We start from the raw sequence: 18605 nt of genomic DNA on the forward strand, positions 1-18605 counted from the left end.
CCGGACGCCGGACGCCGGACGCCGGACGCCGGACGCCGGACGCCGGACGCCGGACGCCGGACGCCGGACGCCGGACGCCGGACGCCGGTCTTCGGATTGTCGCCGGAGTGGCTCCTGGAGGACGGGCGTCCGCTCGCCGCCGCCACTGTCCTGTCGCACCCCGAACAGCTGGAGAGGCTGCGTGCGTCGTGTCCGGAGGCAGCGCCTACCGCGGTGCTTGCCGGGGATCCGTGTTACGACCGCATCCTCGCCGCTCTCCCCCAGCGCGACCGCTTCCGCCGTGCCCTGGGCGTGGCGCCGGGCCAGCGGCTGATCGTCGTCAGCTCGACCTGGTCGTCACGGTCCCTCTTCGGCGGCAGTGCCCTCCCGGGAGAAGCCGAAGAATCGGACCCGGATGACCTGCTTCCCTGGCTGCTGTCACGGCTGGCCACGGAACTGCCGGCCGACGAGTACCGGACCACCGCAGTCCTGCATCCGAACATCTGGCACGGCCACGGCCCCGGACAGGTTCACGCCTGGCTGGACAACGCCCGGCGAGCCGGCCTGGACGCGATCCCGCCGCTGGAGGGATGGAGGCAGTCCCTGATCGCGGCCGACTGCGTCCTGGGCGACCACTCCAGCGTCACCTACTACGCCGCGTCCATCGGCGTCCCCGTCCTCCTCGGGGCGTTTCCCCAGGAGGACCTCGACCCGCTCTCCCCTGTAGCCGCCCTCGGGCGTACGGCTCCCAGGCTTCTGCGCCGCGGCAGTGTGCGGACACAGATCGACCGGGCCATCGCGTCCCACGAGCCCGGCCGGTACAAGGAACTCGCAGAGCAGACCAGCTCGTCACCGGGAGAGTCGGCCGCCCTCCTGCGCCGCCTGTTCTACGGCCTCCTGGGCCTCACGGAACCCGAAGACCACCCGGCTCTGCTCGACCCGCTGCCCCTGCCGCCGTACCAACCCGCCCGCCGTACCGCACCGATTCGCGTGCTCGCCGAGGAGATCAGCCCTGATTCGCCGGAAGTCATGCTCGCCCGGCACGCGGTGGTCGGCGACGCGCCCGACCCGTCGGAAGGCCCGGCGGGACAGATCGACACCGCCCACACGGTGGTCGACGAGGAGACACGCGAGACCGGCGCGCTACGGATCGCGGATGTCGTCGTACGGCGTGCGGCCGAGGACGACCCACGTGTCGGCCCGCCCGCTGCCTGGACGTCGGAGGCGCTCGCGCGGTACCCGTACTGCGGGCTCGTCGCCTATGTCGACGGGCTCGACCGCTGCGTCGTCCGCATCCGCTCGGGAGACCTCGTACGCCTGTCCGCCGCCCCGGATCCAGACGGACGCCCCGACCTGTGCGATCCGGCCGCCTACGCCTCCGCGCTCTACGCCTGGCTCGCGAGCGGGAGGCCCCTGGACGAGGCCCTGACCGGGATCACCGTACGCACCGGCGCCACGGCACACCACGTCACCGTCGAACCGCTCCCGCAGTTCCCACCACCATCGGCCGGCTCTCACGCCTCCAGTTCGGCGAGCCCGGCCCGGACCCGCTCGGCACCAACCCGGTCACCGTTCTCCTCGTAATGCACCGCGGCGGTGCGAAGATCCGCCACCGCCTGCGCCGGACGGTCCGAGAGACGATGACACCGGGCCTTCGACTCGAAGGCGTCGGCGAGCTGCAGCCCCGCGCCTGCCGTTTCCATGGCCTCGACGGCCTTGTCCAGGCACACCCGCGCGAGGTCCGTGTCCCCCGCGTCCAGGTGCAGCTCGCCCAGGCTCATGTAGACCCGGCCCTCGTTGTAGGCGTCGCCACCGTCGGGCAGCCGACGGAACCGCACCAGCGCGTCGTTGAGCCGGGCGAGGGCGGCCTCGAAGTGCCGCTGCTTCGTCAGGGCACGGCCGATGTGATGCTCCAGCAAGGCCGTGGCACGAGGCAGGTCCTCCCACCCGTCGTCGCCCTCCCGGATACGCCCCAGGATCTCCCGTGCCTCCTCGAAGCACCGCTGGGCCTGCGCATACCGCCACTGCTTGAGGCGGAGCAGCCCCAGAGCCTCGACGGCGCTCGCCTGCCCGCGATGGTGGCCGCAAGCCTCGTCCGCGGCCACGGCCTCCGCGAGGGCCTCCTCTGCGTCGGCCGCCCGCCCGGCTCCCATATAGCCGAAGGCGAGTTGCACCAGCATCCGGCCCACCGCACGCCGGTCACCGAACTCCGCAGCGCAGCGCCGGGCGGCCTCGACTCCGAACAGATGCGTGTCGATCCACTGGGCATGGAAGCCGAGCCGCAGATGCAGACCCCACATGGCCTCGCACAACTGCCATACGAGGTCGTCGAAGCCGTGGTGATCGGCCGCCCGGATGACGGCCGCGAGGTTCTCGCGCTCGCGGCGCAGTTCCGCCAGCGCGTGCTTGCCGTCCGCCGGATCACGGTCCTCCGGAAGAACGAGTGCCCGATAGGCGGGGCCGAGCCGCCAGCGCAACGGCAGGACCCGGAAGTCCGCTTCCGCCGCCCAGCGCAGATGCGCGACCGCCACCCGACGGACCCCGGCGGACATGCGGCCATGGCCGTCCTCGGCCACCGCGAGCTGACGTGCGTGCGCCCGCGCCAGATCGTGGAAGCGGTAGCGCTCCTCCCCGACCTCCTCCAGCAGGTGCCCCCTGGCCAACTGCTCCAGCAGTTCCCGGGCTTGGCCCTCCGCCACGCCGGCGGCATGGGCGGCGCACATGACGGTCACGGTCGGCCACGCCCACACCGCGATCGCACGGTAGAAGGCGGCGCACTCGGGCGTCAGCTCGCTGTACGAAACATCCTGCGCGTGGCGGACAGGATCGACGGGACCACCTGAGCCGTCGGTGCTTCCCGATCGCATGGCGTCGCCTCCCTGGCCTTGGCCGTGGATCCGCTCGGACAGCTGTCGCGCCACTCTTTCCCAGGCCAAGTGCTCCCGCACGGCGAGACCGGCACCCGTGGTGCACAACGCGAGAGGAACACCACCAACCGCCTCTGCCACGGCCTGAACGACCGCGTCCGGAGCCGCCGGTCGCTCGCTTCCCGCGACCCGCCGGAGCAGGAGGACTGAATCCGCGGTCGACAGCGGCCGGAGGGTGAGCGGGCGAGCCCCGTGCTCGGCCACGAGGCGGCCCAGCCGGTGCCGGCTCGTCACCAGGACGAGGCACTCGGGCGAGGCCGGGAGCAACGGGACGACCTGGGCGTCGGCATGGGCATTGTCCAGTACGACCATCATGCGGCGGTCGGCTGTGCAGTCGCGGAACAGATCCCGCTGACGGGCTTCATCGCCCGGCACCATGGCGGGCGGAACCCCAAGCCTCTCCAGGAACCGCGCAAGCACGTCGGACGGCGCGAGAGCCGTACCGGAGGACGCACCGGCCAGGTCCACGAACAGGACCCCGTCGGGGAACCGCTCCCGTAGTGCGTACGCGCACTGAACGGCGACAGCCGTCTTTCCGATACCGCCCGGCCCGGTGAGGGCGGCAATCGTCGGCGCGCCCGGTACCGGGTCCGCATCGTCCAGCAGTGCCGTGATCCACTCGATCACGTCCTCGCGGTCCGTGAACACCGCGGTCGCCGGCGGCAGCATCTGCGGACGTGACGCATCGAGAGCCACGGCAGGCACGGCACGCGGCGCCAGCCAGGAGGCCTCACGGACCCACTCCGCGACTTCGCGCGCGAACTCCGGGGATCTGCGGGCGACTTCCATCAGCCGTAACGCGGCTGCCGTCTGCTCGGGCTCGGTGACGGGCAGGGTGGGTTGCTGCTCACCGCCTCCGGAGCCGGTGCCGACGCCCCCGTCGGCGGTACGTGCTCGACTCAGCAAGCCGTAGAGCCGCTCGGAGGTCCGCCTGCCCATCTCGCCGCCCACTCCGGAAAGAGCGCCCGAAGCGACCGTGCTGACAGTCGAGAGCACCATACTCATCAACGGTTCCACCGAGAATCTCCCAACTCGCCGTTCCCGCAATGGTATCGACAAGATCGGAACACGGGAGGGAAGGGCCGATGCGGCGAGGGCCGCAGTGTGCCGGTCTGCACGGGGCCCCGCATCCCGCCCTTTGTGAGATCTCAACCAGGTACTCGGTATACAACGCCCGGCCGCGACGCGGTAGGCGGGCCATCCGGGGCAGGGAAGCAGGGAAGACGTGGCCCTGCGGCGGCACAAGGGCCAGTTCCTCCCGCCCGTGAGCGGGTCAGGGCTTCCCCGTCCGCCGCAACACGGGCAGGCTCGGGAAGTAGCCCTCCTCGGCCAGCCAGGCGCGGGCTCGGCCACGCTGCCGCTCATCACAGAACCGCAGGTACCGGAACCAAGCGCGCTCGTCACGGGCGAGGACGTCCTTGAAGCGCCGGAAGGCGCCCCGTCCACGGACAGCGTTCAGCAGCCGGTCGGCGAGGGCGACATCGCCGAGCCCGTCGACGAACAGCTCCATGTCCCGGTAGCCGGCCCGGGAACCCAGAGCCGGCACGTACAGCCACCGCGCGGGGTCGTCCGCCTCCTCGGCCTCGAGTCCGGCCCCCAGCTCGTCGGTGAACGCCGGCCGACACTCCCCGGTGGACAGATCGATCCGGCCACCCGACTCAGCCGGGTTGCCCTCCAGCAGCATGGCGAGCATCTCCAGATCAACGGCCAACGGGCGCAGTAGGGGGATCGCAGCGTCTCCCGTGGCCGCGCGCAACCGGTCCGCCAGCTCCCCGTCGCCCCGGTAGCCGCGCTCCTGGAGGGCGCCGAGAAACGAGGCCGCCATCTCCGCAGCGCCCGGCAGGCCACGCACCGCTGCCCCGGCCACGCCATCGCCGGCGAGTTGCAGCACCTCACGCGAGGGGCCGCGAAGCAACGCGGTGCGCAACGCCGCCCAGTCCTGAGCGTGGAGCGCCCCGCGCACGGCTCGCAGCCCGTCCTCGTCCCAGCCATCAGCCACGATTCCGACGGTAGCGCGCCACCGAGGACGTACGACACCCACCGGTGCAGCCACCCGACTGTGCAGGCGTCGGTCTCACCCGGACCCTTCGAGATCCGGGGGTGTTGCCCTGATCAGCGGCGGCGCTTGCGGCCGCCGTTGCCGGCGCCGCGGCGACGATTCCGGGCACGGCCCAGGCGGGCCGCCGGAGTTCGCAGAGCCCTGCCCGCCACCTGCCTGAGTTCTTCGAGCCCGGCCCGGCCCGGGTGCGCGGATTCCAACGCTGCGGCGACCGCGTCCCTGGCCTCGCTGCCCTGGGCACGCAACACCTGCCGGCGCTGCCCGGGCCGCCCGCCAACTCCATGAACTGTCAGGTTCTCCGCGGTGGTGCTCACCAGTGCGTCCAGGCCGAATTCACTCGTTCTCCGCTGGAGGCAGTCGTGGTTGACGCGCATTCGATTCGGTTCTCCTCAATTCCTGAATACGGTTTCGGTTCGTTGCATCTCAGCATTACGACCGCCAACCAAAGCGGTCTTGCACATATGCGACACCCTGCGGCCGATCGGCCATGGAGCCGCGACTTTCCGCCATACCCGGCCGGATTGAATCAGTTGATTCATACTGTTTTATCCGTGCCCAAGGTCGCGGGTTTGGTATACCAAACCCGGGACCGGTGACGTCACAGTCATCCCTGCGCGAAATCTACACATAACCCAAAGGGGGCGGAAAAGTCTCTAACCGGGACAGTGATTGCACTTACCGTTCAACCATCCGCTGGTCATTTCGTACACTGGAAATCCGTGACGGAGAGCCCATTCATGGCACCCCGCACAAAGGAGGTGGCGTGGAGGGCATCCAGAATTTCTCCGCATGGTCATGTACTCGGATACCGGGGTTTTCGAGTGGGAGAAGGGCGGACCGGAAGCCGACTGATGACGCCGGACGGGACGGTCAGGCTCGTGTTCGGCTTCGGCGGCCCCCTGCGCGTCGTCGACGCGGTGAACCCGACGCGGCCGGTGACGGCCGCCTCGCTGGCCACGGAACCCACGCCACCGCGGCCCTGGGCGAGTACACCGGGCCGGTGCACGGGGCGACCGTCCTCCTGACCCCGCTCGCCGCGTACCGCCTGACGGCCGCTCCGATGGAGACGTTCGCCCGCCGCACGGTGGACCTGGCCGACGTACTCGGTGCACGCCTGCGGAAACTCGTCGGCCGGCTCACCGACTGCCCCGACTGGGCTCGCGCTTCGCCGCTCCACAGCCCGACACGGGGAGTCCCCGGCACCCGCCCGGACTCCCCGCCCGACCCCCGTCTCCCTCCCCTCCTCCCGGAGCACGACGTTGGCACCCATGGGTCAGCAACAGACATCACCGTCCACCGGAACGGCACCCCCCGTGCCGCCGCACGCGTCCACCCGAGGATGGCTCGCGGTCGTCGCCGTCGCCTTCGGCGTCTTCACCGTGACCGCGACCGAAACGATGCCCGTCGGGCTGCTCCCCGAAATGGCGGCCGGTCTGCGGGTCTCGGAAGGAACCGTCGGGCTGACGGTCACCCTCTACGGCTTGTTCGCCGGCATCCTCGCCCCGGTCCTCACCGCGGCCACCCGCCGTCTCGACCGCGGACGGCTGCTCCTCGTCATCCTCACGGTGTTCGTCGTGGGCAACGTCCTCACCGCCCTGGCCGTGAACTACGTGTGGCTGATGCTCGTCCGACTGCTGATCGGATTCATCCACGGCGTGCTGTGGGCCATCGTCGCGAGCATCGCCGTACGGCTGGTCCCACCGGACCACTCCGTGCGGGCGACAGCCGTCGTGTTCTCCGGCATCTCCCTGGCCACGGTCCTCGGAGTCCCCCTCGGCACCATCGTCGGCCAGTGGCTGGACTGGCGTGCCGCCTTCTGGGCCCTTGCCGCGTGCAGCGCCGTCGCGCTCACCGCCACCGCGGTGCTGATGCCCCCGATGCCCCCGCGCGGCGGCGTCTACCTCTCCGAACTGCCCCGCCTGCTGAGGACCGGCAACCTGCGCACCGCAGTGGGCGTGACCGCCGTCGTCGTCATCGGCCACTACGCCGCCTACACCTACATCACCCCCTTCCTGCTCCGGAACGTCGGCGTGGCCCCGAACATGATCGGCATACTGCTGCTCTCCTTCGGCGCCGCCGGCGTCGCGGGTAACTTCCTGGCAGGAGCGGTCATCGGCCGCGGCCCGGCGCTGCGCACGGTGGTTCACGGCCTCATCGCCGGCACCGGCGGCTCGATGGCCCTGCTGCTCGCCGCCGGCACCTGGAAGCCGGCGGCGATCGCCTTCCTGCTCAGCTGGGGGCTCGCCTACTCCGCACTGCCAGTCGCCCTGCAGACCCTGGTCTTCCGCAGCGCTCCTCAGGCACGGGAAGCGGCGACCTCCCTATACGTCCTGTCCTTCAACGTCTCCATCGCCCTGGGAGCCCTCTTCGGCTCCCTCTCCCTTGACCGCTCGGGCCCGTCGCTGGTGATGGTCACCGGCATGGCCTTCTGCGCTCTCGCCCTCCTCCTGGCCATGCTCCTGCGCCCCGAACGCACGGTGAAGTGACGCATATGAACGATCGACCACGCAGTAACAGGAGGGCTCTCGGCTGTCGGCGGCCACTGCTCGTGGTGGCTGCCGCCATCGTGCAGGAGGAACGTCTCCTGGTCGTGACCAAGATGCGGCTTCGGCGAGGGCGTGGTCCTCACCCTGTTCCAGGTCGGCGGCTTCGGCATCATGACCATGGCCTCGCTCCTGGGGCTGTTGATCTCCGGCAAGCTGCGGCTGCGGATGGGAGCAGACGGGCGAGAAGCCGTCGCCCGTGATGGTCTGGACGCCCCAGCAGACCGGCGTCTTCCTCGACTTCGTCGCCGAGGACCGGCTCTACGCGATGTGGTGTTCAGCGCATGTCGGCGCCGCTCGGCGCGCCAGGCGCTCAGCACTGGCTCGATCAACGCTCAGCGGGCATCGGACAGATACGGACGACATTCGGCCATGACCTGGACGTACCGCCGGTCAGGGGCGTGCGCCCAGGCGTGCAGTACAGAGAAAACGACCTTTCAGCGCCGCGGCGCGTTGTTCGAGGAAGGCGCGGACGGCCGGGTCGTCGCTGAGTGCCACCGCCTCGGCGAACGCTGCGACGGCCTCCACCCTTCGGCCGAGGCGTGCCAGCAGGTCGCCGCGCGCCGCGTGGTAGGGCTGGAACCGCTGACGTTCAGCCGGCAATTCGTCCAGCAGCGATAGTCCGCGTTCCGGGGAGTCCGTGTGTGCCACGACGGCCGCGTGCGCGACGCGGCTTCCCATACTCGGCGCGACCGCGACCAGGGCCACGTAGAGGGTGCGGAGCGCGGCCCAGTCGGTCTGACCGGTCCGGGCCCGGTTGCAGTGCACGGCCTGGATGCCGGCCTCCAGCTGGAACCGGCCCGGTGCCCGGCCGGGGCGTTCGGCCCGCCGCAGGTACTTCTCCCCGCGTGCGATGAGCGCCCGGTCCCACCCGGCCGTGTCCTGCCGGTCCAGCGGTACGTAGGTCCCGGCGGGCGTCACCCGGGCGGCTGCCAGCGCCAGCAGCGCCGCCAGGGACCACGCCTCGGGCTCATCGCCGAGCAGGGTGGCCGTCGTGACGGCGAGGTGCAGGGCCTCACCGGCGAGCGGTTCCCCCTCGCTCCGCCTCGGCCCGGCCAGCGCGAAGCAGCCGTAGATCGCCTCCAGCACCCCCGGAAGGCGCTCGGGCATGGCCTGCCGTCCGGGGACGACGAACGGAATGCGCGCGTCGCGGATGCGCCGCTTGGCACGCACCAGCCGCTGCGACATGGCACCGGCGGGCACCGCGAAAGCCCGGGCGATCTCGGCGGAGTCGAACCCGAGCACGGTCTGCAACATCAGCGGTGTGCGGGCGTTAGCGGCGATCGCCGGGTGAGCGCAGACGAACAGGAGGGCCAGCCGCCGGTCCGGGATCGCGTCCGGGTCGAGATCCTCCAGGGGCGAGACGGCGTCCGCGCCGGTGTCGGTGGCCGCCTCCAGCGGCTGGTTGCGGCGGTGCGCGGCGGATTTCCAGACGTCCCGCTGCCGGTTCCGCGCGACCGTCAGCAGCCAGCCTTCCGGGTTGCGCGGCACGCCGTCCCGTGGCCAGGCGGTCAGGGCCTGCTCGAACGCCTGCGCCAGGGTGTCCTGGGCGAGTTCGAGATCGCCGGTGGGGGCCGCCAGCAGCGCCACCAGCCGGCCGAACGAGGTCCGCGCGGTGCGCTCGGCGACGGACGCGACCTCCGCGGCCGTCCCGGCCGTCTCGCCGGTCATGAGGACGGAACCCATCTCCCGTCGTCGAGATGCACGGCACCGGGCCGGATCTCGACCGTGCCCCACGAAGCGGGGGGCGCCTGCCGCGCCCACTCCAGGGCGGCGTCGAGATCCGGCACGTCGATGACGATCACACCGCCGAGCTGCTCTTTGGTGTCGGCGAACGGCCCGTCCTGTATGCGCGGCTCTCCCTCGACCAGGGTCAGGGTGGTCGACATGGCCGACGGCTGCAACACCTGACCGCTCACCAGCACGCCGGCCTGCTCCAGCGTCCCGGCGTAGGCCGCGAAGGCCCGCATCCCAGCGGCCATCGCCTCCTCGCCGATCGACTCGTCGGTCTCCTCGCCGTAGTGGAACATCAGCATGTACCGCATATCGCCACCCTCACACAGCCGTGCCGGACCGGCCAGGTCACTTGACCCGGTACCGCGCGACCACGACGCCGGTCGTGGATGTGACCGACTCCTCCAGCTCCAGATCGGCGCGTTCCCCTTCGCCGAACAGCCGGGTGCCCGAACCGAGCACGATCGGGTGGATCAGCAGAACGTACTCGTCTACCAGCCCCGCCGCGTGGAGGGAACGCACCAGCTCACCGCTGCCGAGGACGGTGATCACCCCCTCGACGTCCCGCTTCAGCGCGGCCACGGTCTCGCTCGCCTTCCCGGGCAGGAGGGTGGAATGGGGGAAGGCGGGCTCGGTGCCCGCGTCGCGCGAGACGACGTACTTCCGCTGGCCCACCAGAGCCTCGGTGAACGGATTGGGCTCCGGCACCGAGGTCCAGTAGCCCAGCAGGTCCTCGTACGTCCGCCGCCCGAACAGCATGGCGTCGGTCCTGCCGATACTCGAACCGGCGAACTGCCCGATCACCTCATCGGCGTAACCGTCCCCCCACCCGCCGTGGCGAAAGCCAGCACGCGTGTCCTCGTCCGCCCGTCCCACGCCCTGCATGACTCCGTCCAGGGTCACACTCTCGAACACGCTGATCGTGCCCATGACCGATCGCCTCCTCCTCATCGCCTCCCGGACCACGGCATGTGGCCCGGCACAGTGATGACGAGCCGGGAAGAGCCGGACAGACACCCCGCCGAAAAATTTCTCTCCCCGTCCCCGCCGCCCCCGCAGCCGTCAGGACGGCCCGCTTCGGCGCTGCTCCACCACCCGCACCCGACTTCCCGCTGCAGGATCGTCCCGTGGTGCCCAGACCACGACGACCTCGTGCTCCTGTCGCTCGCTCATGCCGGGCTCCCCAGGGCGCCGGGTGTCTCGGTGGCGCGGGTGAGGAACACAGTGAGGTCGGCGGCGGCGAGACGGGCCGCGAATACCAGCTGGTCGCCGGCGGTGTCCGGGGCGAGGCGCGCGAGCTCGGTGAGCAGCGCAGCGTGAGCGAGCGGCGGTGGCGGCAGGAGGCCGCAGTTGCCTCGCGGGCAGCCGAATCCGCGCAGTGCCGAGGTGTGCGGCCAGGGCCCGAACGAGCCAGGCGTCGAGGTCGGCCCGGACGTCGTACGACCCGGCCCGGCGGGCGAGTTCGTCCCGGACGGCTTCATCGCCCTCGCGGGGCTCGGTCTGCTCCGGCGTGCCCAGTTCGCGCAGCGCCTGGAGCTCACCGGCGGGGACACGGCGCGGAGGCCTGCTCGACCTGGTACTTCAGCGGAACACCCCCGCGTCTGCGGGGACGTTCCCATCACACTGGAACGCCTGTTGAGCGATCCCGCCTGCTCCCCACACCCGCAGGGGACGCAGATTCGAGCCGTGCCCGCCGGACTGCACGACGCACAGGGGCTACAAACGCGGCTGCCCGAAGCCGTGCACCAAGCACGCGAGCGCCTGTCCCGACCGCAAGAACGGCGGCCTTGTCTTCACCCGCCCAAAGACCAAGAAGAGCCGGAACACTGTCCCGATCCCGCCCGTCTTCGTTCCGCTGCTGGTCGACCACAAGGCAGCGCAGGACGAGATGCGAACCGCCGCCGGGGAGCTGTGGCGGCAACATCACGTCGTGTCCTCAAGGCCGGACGGCCGCCCGCTCGACCCTTCCGCCGGCTACGAGGAGTTCAAGGAACTGCTCGCGGAAGCGGGCGTCGAAGACCGTCGCCTGTACGACGGGAGCCGCCATACCGCCGGCACGATCCTGAACGAGCTGGGCGCGGACATGCCCACCATCATGGAGATCCTGCGGCATACCCAGATCAACCAGACCCTGCGGTACGTGAAGGGACGGTCCCACCTGTCGAAGGACGCCATGCGGCGCATGGGCGAGTTCTTCGTACCCGCGCCGACACGCCCCGATCCGGGCCCCACTGAGACCAGAACTGAGCATCCCTTGATGCGGAAACGCGCGGTCACCGCCCTGACCACGGCACCGTGATGTCCGCTGACGCCGCGACGTCGAAGGGCACTCCGGGTGCGGGGCGGGGCTCGCTGACGGTGCTGCTGCTTGCCTCCACGCTGGGGGTGATGGGCGGCGCCACCATCGCCCCGGTCATCGAGGTGATCCGCCAGGCCCTCGATGTGGGCGGCACCGAGGCCGGGTTGGTGCTGACCTCCCACAGTCTGGCCATCGCCCTGGGCAGCCCCCTGGTCGGGCGGGCCACCGACCGCTTCGGCGTCCGACTCCCACTCGCCGCGGGGCTCGTGGTGTACGGGCTGAGCGGCGGCGCAGCCTGGTCATCGACTCCTACAGGGTCCTGTTCGCCTCCCGCTTGGTACTGGGCGTGGGTGCAGCGGCGGTGTTCACCTGCTCCACCGCCGCCCTGCTGGGCCTGTACCGGGGAGAGACGCGCGACAAAGTGATGGGCCGGCGCACCACCGCCACCACAGCGGGCGGCTTTGCCAAGGGCAAGGCGAAACCCGAGGCAGGTCAACGACTATCTGACCTGGGGTTCGGTGGAGCCGCCTTCGGGATTCGAACCCGAGACCAACCCATTGGGGCACCCCCCCACAGCCCGTCCTGCCGGGAGAGCACGGCGCCCCGCGCTGGCCCGAGGGCCTGACGGTGGACCGTCCGCGATGGCCTGGTCGCCCACGCGCTGACGGACCCCACCCCTGATTCCGGTGATTCCGGCCGGGATCAGCCCTACTCGCCGGCCGCCTGGAAGAGGCTGAACTCCACTCCCTGGTCATCGACACAGTTGGCGAACATTCCCGAGGGGATGGTCACCGTCTCGCCCGCTGTGCCGCCGAGTTCACGCACCCGCTCGATGGCCGCGTTCAGGTCGTCGACGCCGAAGTAGACGCGCGGGAACTTCGACGTGTCCCCATGCGGGAAGCCGCCCATCGGGCTCGGGCCGTGAATCATCGAGTAACCCGGGAAGTTCCCCTCCCTGAACTCCCACCCGAACAGCGACTCCCAGAACTTCGCCGTTGCCCCGGCGTCCTTCCCGGGCAGGTCGAAGAAGACGATGTCTCCACTCATGGTGCTCTCCTCGTACGTGTGGATGTGGACTGCTGTAGATCGGAGCGTCGATGAACGGCACATGCCCGCGGTGCGGCAGTGTGACCGGACGGGCGGTCGCCATCACACCCTCCCTCGGAGGCTCCGTGCTCGACCTCCGAACAATATACTCATGGGCACTGATGGTCCTGCACTTCCACTATTCATAGTGGATTTGATCAGTCAGCTTGTCAATCCGAGCCATAGACGATGAACACCACCTGCGCGCCAGGTTCTGCGGCTGCATCACTCCCGCTCCCTCAAGCGGCGGGTAAACGGCGATACTCTTGTACGTCGATCCGGGGTGGCCTCGCACAGGGGTGCGACGTCGCCTCCGACCTCGTTCGAGCGGCTCTTCACAGTTGACTTACGAACAGGTCAGAATAAGTGACATGGGACGCCACTCGCTCGTCAAGTCTGGTAGCGCTACGCTCGTCATGGTGGCTGACCATTTTGGCGGACCACAATCCAATAACTGAGCATAGACAGGTCAGACGATGGATGACATCAACCAAACGGATACCAACCCGAACGGATCGCCAACCCTGCCGCCGAACTTCGCGAGCTCCATCGGGTTCCTGCTGAACAAGGCCGGGCAGCTCCTGACTGCGCAGTTCGAGAGCGAGCTCGCTCCGTACGGACTCAGCGCGCGGCACTGGGGAATCCTCCGGTTCATCGACGTCAACGGCAACCGCTCACAGCAGTACATCGGTGAGCACCTGCGTATCGACCGGTCGACGATGGTGACCCTGGTCGACGAGCTGGAGCGGATGGGCTACGTCGTCAGGCTGCGTGACCGGCACGACCGCCGGCGCTACGCCGTGACGCTGACCGAGTACGGGGAGCGCCAGCTCCGCGGCGGCCTCGACTCGGTCGAGGACAAGGTAACGAAACGGTTCCTCGCGCCCATCAGCGAACAGAGCCGCGAGCGCTTGATCTCGATCCTGATTTCGTTGGTTGTACCCGACGACGTCGCATCGCCGAGCGCCGGCTGACGGAAACGCTCTGGGCGGCCGGGGACGGCAGCCCCGTCAGGAGGGCGGGGGCCGTCACCCCGCCTGCGGCCGCTTCGCACCCACGGGCCGGGCGAGCTTGGTGTACTTCGGCTCCCCGATCCGTCCTGTTCCCGCGCAGGAGCCGGTAGTCGAGTTCGAGACCGACCAGGAACATGAAGAGCGCGACCCCGAGGTTGCCGAGCGTGATGAGCATCGGCCGGATGTCGAGAGGTACGAGCGTTTCCGACAGGGCACCGTGAAACAGGGTCGGACCGAGCAGGATGCCGGCCAGGATCTCGCCGATGACCGCGGGCTGGCCGCACCGCCGCGCGAGGCGCCCGAGCACGTGCGCGAGCACGAGTATCAACGCCAGACCGACCATGATCATGGCTGTTTGGTGGGTGGTCACGAGCACTCCTTCTGCACGGGTGCAGTCCTTCGCGCGGGCAAGAAGAACGAGCGGCTCCGCCAGCCGGGCACCGGGTCCTGGCCATCGGTCGCCCGGCAGTCCGACAGGGGCACGAGGACCCTGTGTGAAGGCGGCACCGGCCCACGCCACCCGCGCGGAGCCGGTGCGGGAAGGCGAGCTACCGCTTGTGTGCGACGAGCAGCAGCGCCGGGACCAGCACACGGCCCTTCTCATCGGTCCCGAGAGCCTTGTCGCCGAGCTCCGGGGCCAGCCGCGCCGCGATGGAGGACGGCTCCAGCCGATCGATCTCCCAGTCCTTCTCCACGAGCGTCGCCAGCTCGTCGGCACTGAACAAGGTCGGCCCCTTCGGCATCACCGACCGCGCGTCCCGGGCGAACGTGAGGATCGAGAGCGTCGCGTCGTCGGTGGTGGAGCGGGCGAGGCACGCCAGGTAGTCCGCGCGCTTGTCGTCCGAGACGGCCGGTATCGTCCCCGAGTCGACGACCGCGCGGAAGCGCCCCTCGTAGCCCTGCAACGTGGTCAGGTCGGCCACGTCGAGCGTGACCGGGAGGTCGTGACCCTCCGTCGCCTGTTGCGCGGCCGCGATGGCGGACGGCGCCGAGTCGAGCCCGACGACCGTGTATCCCAGCCGGGCCAGGAAAAGGCTCGTGACCCCGACTCCGCAGCCGGCGTCCAGGACATCGCTGCGGAACACCCCCTGCGGTTCGAGCTCGGCCAGTTTGGGCTGGGGCTCCCCGATGTTCCACGGCACCCAGGGGACGTTCTGGGCGGACTCCCGGCCCTGGTAGACGGCGTCGAAGTCGGTCTCGTGCTGCATGACGGATTCTCCTGTCGGTGGTCGGTGGTCGGTGGTCGGTGCGAGTCGCCTCGGGCGGGTCGGATGCGGATGGAGCGTCGATCAGCTCGGTCGGAGCACCGGGCCCGGATCGATGCCGAGGTCGGTGAGGATCGCCTGGACCCCGGCGCGTGCTCCGCAGTTCGCCCCACCGCCCGGATGGGTCGACGGGCCGACGAGGAAGAACCCGTCGGACGGCAGCCGGTACCCCATGTTCGGCATCGGCCGGTTCCCCAGGTACTGGTGGATCTGCTGACCGAGGTGGCTGGCGTCGCCGCTGGGCCAGGACGCGTTGAACCGGGCCGCGTCGAGCGGTGACTTGATGCTGCGGGACAGCACCTTCGTCGAGTCCATGTTCGTGGTCAGCTTGCAGAACGTCGCGAAGATCTCGTCGAAGATCTCTTCCTTGTGCTCGTCCCAGCTCTGCCCTTCCAACTCCATCGGGGCGTACCCGAGCAGGTACAGGGTGTGTTGGCCCTCGGGCGCGCGTGTCGGGTCCCAGACGCTCGCGACGACGGCGCTGGGCATGCCGACCGCCGTCGTGCCGTACTTCAGCCCGTCGAAAGCCTGGCGCAGTTCCGGCAGCGGCAGCGCGAACTCCTGGATTCCGGCGCGGGTCACCTCGTCGCCCGCGGCGTACACCGGAGCCTCGCTCAGCGCGAGGTGGCCGACCAGGCAGCTGAAGGCGGTCCGTTTGCCACGCAACGCCTTCGCGTCCCACTCGGGTCCGAACCTGTGGTCGACCATCTCGGGGATCTGGCGGATGTTGAGGTCCGCCACGACGGCCCGTGCCGCGGTGACCTCCTCCCCCGTGCCCAGCCGCACGCCGGTCACCCGCTCGCCCTCGAACAGGAAGCGGTCCACCGACGCGCCGGTCCTGATCGTCCCGCTGAGATCGACGAAAGCACTGGCCAGAGCCGCGGAGAGGGCGCCGGACCCGCCGACCGGAAACCCCACGCCGTAACGGTGCATCGTCGGCACCATCGCCAGCAGGAACGCGCCCGTGCCGCCCTCCTCCGGTGCGCAGATGAGCTCGGACACCCACCGCGCGAGCGCGGCCTTGATCTTCGGGTGCTCGAACCACTCGTCGATGACGTCGAGGTAACTCATCATCAGCAGGCGCGTCATCTCCCGCCCGGCCTCAGTCCGGCCCAGCAGGGCGAAGAAGTCGCCCATCGGCAGCGGCGGCGAGAACATCGCGTCGACGAGCATGTCCAGCATGCTGTCGGCGAACTTGTGGAAGCGCAGGTAGTTCTGCGCGTCGGCGGGCGAGATCGCGGCGATGGTCTCCGCGGTCCGGTCGGGGTCCCGGTAGAACTCGATGTGCTCCCCGTCCGGGAAGGCCACGGCGATGGCCGGGTCCGGGAAGACGTACTCCAGTCCGTACCGTGAGAGCAGGCCCAGCTCGTCGTTCCGGATCAGTGGGTTGAGCTGCACGAACACATGGGCGATGGCGTGCAGGTCGTGCCGGAACCCGGGCAGGGTGACCTCCTGGGTCACCACGCCTCCGCCCACCTCGTCGCTCGCCTCCAACACGACGACGTCGAGCCCGGCCTTGGCCATGTAGGCGCCGGCCGTCAGCCCGTTGTGGCCTCCGCCGACGACGATCACATCATGGTCTGGCATCGATCGCTCCTTTTCGAGTGGGGTCGGTCCGGACGGACCGACCGGGCCCCGGTCGAGCACCAGCGGGGGTTGACACATCTGTGGACATACCTAGTGCTGTGGCGGATTCGGGCCCGCCCCGACGCTTGCGGCGGCGACCATCGCGGCGCAGATCCGGGCGATGTCGTCGTCCGTGCAAAGGTAGGGCGGCAGGCAGTAGATCAGGTTCCCGAAGGGACGCAGCCAGACGCCGTCGTCGACCGCCGCCTCGGCCATCCGCTTGTCGACGGGGTGGTCGAGTTCGATCACCCCGATGGCACCGAGAACCCGGACGTCGACGACACCGTCGACATGCACCGCCTCCTGCAGTCCCCGGCGCAGCGCCCTCTCGATCCGCGCCACGTCGCCCTTCCAGTCGCCGTCGACGAGCAGACCCAGCGAGGCGTTGGCCACGGCCGCCGTCAACGCGTTGGCCATGAAGGTCTGTCCGTGCACCAGCACCGGCAGCTCGCCCTGCCGGATCCCGTCGGCGACGCGTGTCGTGCAGAGAGTCGCAGCCATGGACATGTACCCGCCGGTGAGGGTCTTGCCGAGGCACATCACGTCGGGCGTGACACCGACGTGATCGGCGGCGAACAGGGCACCGGTGTGGCCGAATCCGGTGGCCATCTCGTCGAAGATCAGTAGTACGTCGTGCTCGTCGGCGAGCTCACGCAGCACCCGCAGGTATCCGGGGTCGTGGAAGCGCATTCCCCCGGCGCTCTGCACCACCGGTTCCACGATGATTGCCGCCAACTCGTCGGCGTGTTCCGCGATGGTCCGCGCCATGGTGTCGACGTACGCCGGATCGAGCTGCTCGTCGTCGGTCCGTGCCGGGTCGGTGGCGTTGCGCAGGCTGGTGGCCGACGACGCGGGCGGCGCCGGAAGGAACACCTGCTCGGGCAGGAGTCCCTGCCACGACGCGTGTCCCCCGTCGTCCGGGTCGCACACGCTCATCGCGTGGAGAGTGGCGCCGTGGTACCCACGACGCCAGGTCAGTATCCGGCGTTTCTCGCTCCGGCCCGACGAACGCCAGTACTGGAGGCACATCTTCAACGCGACCTCGACCGACACCGCCCCGGAGTCGCAGAAATACACGTGCTCCAGACCGTCGGGCGTCAGGTCCACCAGCGTGCGCGCGAGCCGAATCGCCGGCTCGTGGGTCAGACCGCCGAACATCACGTGCGTGAACCGACTCGCCTGATCGGCCAGTGCCTTGTCCAGTACCGGGTTGCGGTAGCCGTGGACGGCGGCCCAGAACGACGACATTCCGTCGATGAGTTCCCGGCCGTCGGCGAGGGTCAGCCGGACACCTTCGGCTTCGGTGACCAGCAGCTGTTCGTCCACGCCCGGCATGGGCCGAAAGGGATGCCACACATGGGCCCGGTCCAGGGCGAGCAGTTCGGCGGAGTCCGTCGCGGTGGCCCGGCTCGCGGGAGCCCCGGCGTCGTCCGCGGTCGCCCACCGTTCGACATCCCGGCCGAGCCAGGCCATCATCCGCGTGGTGTCGTCGGCTCCGGGCGCCGACGGCCGCGCCTCACCGATCCGCCCCGGGCCGCGCAACGCCGCCTCCGGTACCTGCGCGCAGGTGTGCACGATGTGGGCGAGCAGGGAATCGGGCAGCCGGAGCGGCCGACCGGTCGCCGCCGCGATGTCCCAGGCGTGCACGATGATGTCCGAGACCGGGAACGCCAGCGCTCTGGCCAGGTTCTGGCGCCCGGCCGGCGTGTCGACCTGCAGTGTGGGGTCGGCCTCGGCGACGGCCGTGCGCGCCGCCGCCGCCGCGTCCCGCCAGGCCTTCACCGGGTCGCCGGCGGCGGCCTCGCCGGGCTGCGAAGGCGCGGACTGCGTGGGCTCGCCCCGCGCGATCAGGGCGACCTTGCCGAGGGTGCCGATGACGTGTCCCACGACGTCCCGGGTGGACCAGTCTGAGCACGGGGACGCGGTGTCCCAGGCGCCGTCCTGAACTCCCGTCAGCGTCGCGTCGAACACGTTCACCGCGTCCGCGAGTGCCGTGACGATGTCCGGTGGCGCACCGGTCCTGACGGGCGCGGAAGTTGTGTCGTTGCTCATGGGTACGACTCCTTCTTGTGGT

Annotated in this window: 16 protein-coding genes and 2 pseudogenes; 6 read left to right on the plus strand and 12 right to left on the minus strand. The window is 70.1% G+C overall.

Going from position 1 to position 18605, the window contains the following annotated elements:
• Positions 1-1563 (plus strand): hypothetical protein (locus H8R17_RS22315; protein ID WP_262505415.1); only part of this gene is annotated, 1563 nt, incomplete at its 5' end.
• Here H8R17_RS22315 and H8R17_RS22320 read toward each other — a convergent pair.
• From H8R17_RS22320 to H8R17_RS22330, 3 genes are all read right to left on the minus strand, one after another.
• Positions 1494-3911 (minus strand): NB-ARC domain-containing protein, encoded by a 2418-nt coding sequence (locus tag H8R17_RS22320; RefSeq protein ID WP_187824989.1) that lies wholly within the window; start codon positions 3909-3911, stop codon positions 1494-1496. The genes H8R17_RS22315 and H8R17_RS22320 overlap by 70 nt on opposite strands.
• A gap of 268 nt (positions 3912-4179) precedes the next feature.
• Positions 4180-4905: a UPF0158 family protein gene (locus H8R17_RS22325; protein WP_316959490.1), complete on the minus strand. Its 726-nt coding sequence runs from the start codon at positions 4903-4905 to the stop codon at positions 4180-4182.
• Positions 4906-5018: 113 nt separating this feature from the next.
• Positions 5019-5339: a hypothetical protein gene (locus H8R17_RS22330; protein ID WP_187824990.1), complete on the minus strand. Its 321-nt coding sequence runs from the start codon at positions 5337-5339 to the stop codon at positions 5019-5021.
• An 894-nt stretch (positions 5340-6233) separates the two neighbouring features.
• Between H8R17_RS22330 and H8R17_RS22335 the strand changes: the two genes are divergently transcribed.
• Complete coding sequence (locus tag H8R17_RS22335) at positions 6234-7451, plus strand: MFS transporter (protein ID WP_262505416.1); 1218 nt, start codon at positions 6234-6236, stop codon at positions 7449-7451.
• Positions 7452-7677: 226 nt separating this feature from the next.
• Positions 7678-7821, plus strand: a pseudogene (locus H8R17_RS49355) (site-specific integrase); the annotation flags it as partial.
• Between the two features lie 80 nt (positions 7822-7901).
• Here H8R17_RS49355 and H8R17_RS22340 read toward each other — a convergent pair.
• The 4 genes from H8R17_RS22340 to H8R17_RS22355 form a co-directional block, all read right to left on the minus strand.
• The gene (locus H8R17_RS22340; RefSeq protein WP_223125356.1) at positions 7902-9194 is read right to left on the minus strand and encodes an RNA polymerase sigma factor; all 1293 of its coding nucleotides are present in this window, start codon (positions 9192-9194) and stop codon (positions 7902-7904) included.
• Positions 9176-9553 carry a YciI family protein gene (locus tag H8R17_RS22345; RefSeq protein WP_187824992.1) on the minus strand — a complete coding sequence of 126 codons (378 nt, stop codon included), beginning with the start codon at positions 9551-9553 and terminating at the stop codon, positions 9176-9178. The genes H8R17_RS22340 and H8R17_RS22345 overlap by 19 nt, the downstream gene beginning before the upstream one ends.
• Positions 9554-9590: 37 nt before the next feature.
• On the minus strand, positions 9591-10172 hold the full coding sequence (locus H8R17_RS22350) for a dihydrofolate reductase family protein (RefSeq protein WP_187824993.1): 582 nt from the start codon (positions 10170-10172) through the stop codon (positions 9591-9593).
• Between the two features lie 239 nt (positions 10173-10411).
• On the minus strand, positions 10412-10723 hold the full coding sequence (locus H8R17_RS22355; RefSeq protein ID WP_262505417.1) for a hypothetical protein: 312 nt from the start codon (positions 10721-10723) through the stop codon (positions 10412-10414).
• 185 nt (positions 10724-10908) lie between these two features.
• Here H8R17_RS22355 and H8R17_RS22360 point away from each other — a divergent pair.
• Positions 10909-11541: pseudogene (locus H8R17_RS22360) on the plus strand (tyrosine-type recombinase/integrase); the annotation flags it as partial.
• The gene (locus H8R17_RS22365; protein ID WP_223125357.1) at positions 11541-11966 is read left to right on the plus strand and encodes an MFS transporter; all 426 of its coding nucleotides are present in this window, start codon (positions 11541-11543) and stop codon (positions 11964-11966) included. The pseudogene H8R17_RS22360 and the gene H8R17_RS22365, both read left to right, overlap by 1 nt.
• Positions 11967-12249: 283 nt before the next feature.
• On the opposite strand, the gene H8R17_RS22370 is transcribed toward H8R17_RS22365, so the two are convergent.
• Complete coding sequence (locus tag H8R17_RS22370; RefSeq protein WP_187824994.1) at positions 12250-12588, minus strand: VOC family protein; 339 nt, start codon at positions 12586-12588, stop codon at positions 12250-12252.
• A 515-nt stretch (positions 12589-13103) separates the two neighbouring features.
• Between H8R17_RS22370 and H8R17_RS22375 the strand changes: the two genes are divergently transcribed.
• Positions 13104-13601, plus strand: a complete 498-nt coding sequence (locus H8R17_RS22375; RefSeq protein ID WP_187824995.1) for a MarR family winged helix-turn-helix transcriptional regulator — start codon at positions 13104-13106, stop codon at positions 13599-13601.
• Here H8R17_RS22375 and H8R17_RS49360 read toward each other — a convergent pair.
• The 4 genes from H8R17_RS49360 to H8R17_RS22395 form a co-directional block, all read right to left on the minus strand.
• Positions 13516-14010: a cation:proton antiporter gene (locus H8R17_RS49360; protein WP_399477096.1), complete on the minus strand. Its 495-nt coding sequence runs from the start codon at positions 14008-14010 to the stop codon at positions 13516-13518. The two genes, H8R17_RS22375 and H8R17_RS49360, sit on opposite strands and share 86 nt — an antisense overlap.
• A 178-nt stretch (positions 14011-14188) precedes the next feature.
• The gene (locus H8R17_RS22385) at positions 14189-14848 is read right to left on the minus strand and encodes a class I SAM-dependent methyltransferase (protein ID WP_187824996.1); all 660 of its coding nucleotides are present in this window, start codon (positions 14846-14848) and stop codon (positions 14189-14191) included.
• Between the two features lie 81 nt (positions 14849-14929).
• On the minus strand, positions 14930-16492 hold the full coding sequence (locus H8R17_RS22390) for an NAD(P)/FAD-dependent oxidoreductase (RefSeq protein WP_187824997.1): 1563 nt from the start codon (positions 16490-16492) through the stop codon (positions 14930-14932).
• A gap of 90 nt (positions 16493-16582) precedes the next feature.
• Positions 16583-18583: an adenosylmethionine--8-amino-7-oxononanoate transaminase gene (locus H8R17_RS22395; RefSeq protein ID WP_223125358.1), complete on the minus strand. Its 2001-nt coding sequence runs from the start codon at positions 18581-18583 to the stop codon at positions 16583-16585.
• Positions 18584-18605 lie beyond the last annotated feature (22 nt).

The organism is Streptomyces sp. TRM68367, assembly GCF_014495685.1.
Taxonomy (GTDB): Bacteria; Actinomycetota; Actinomycetes; order Streptomycetales; family Streptomycetaceae; genus Streptomyces.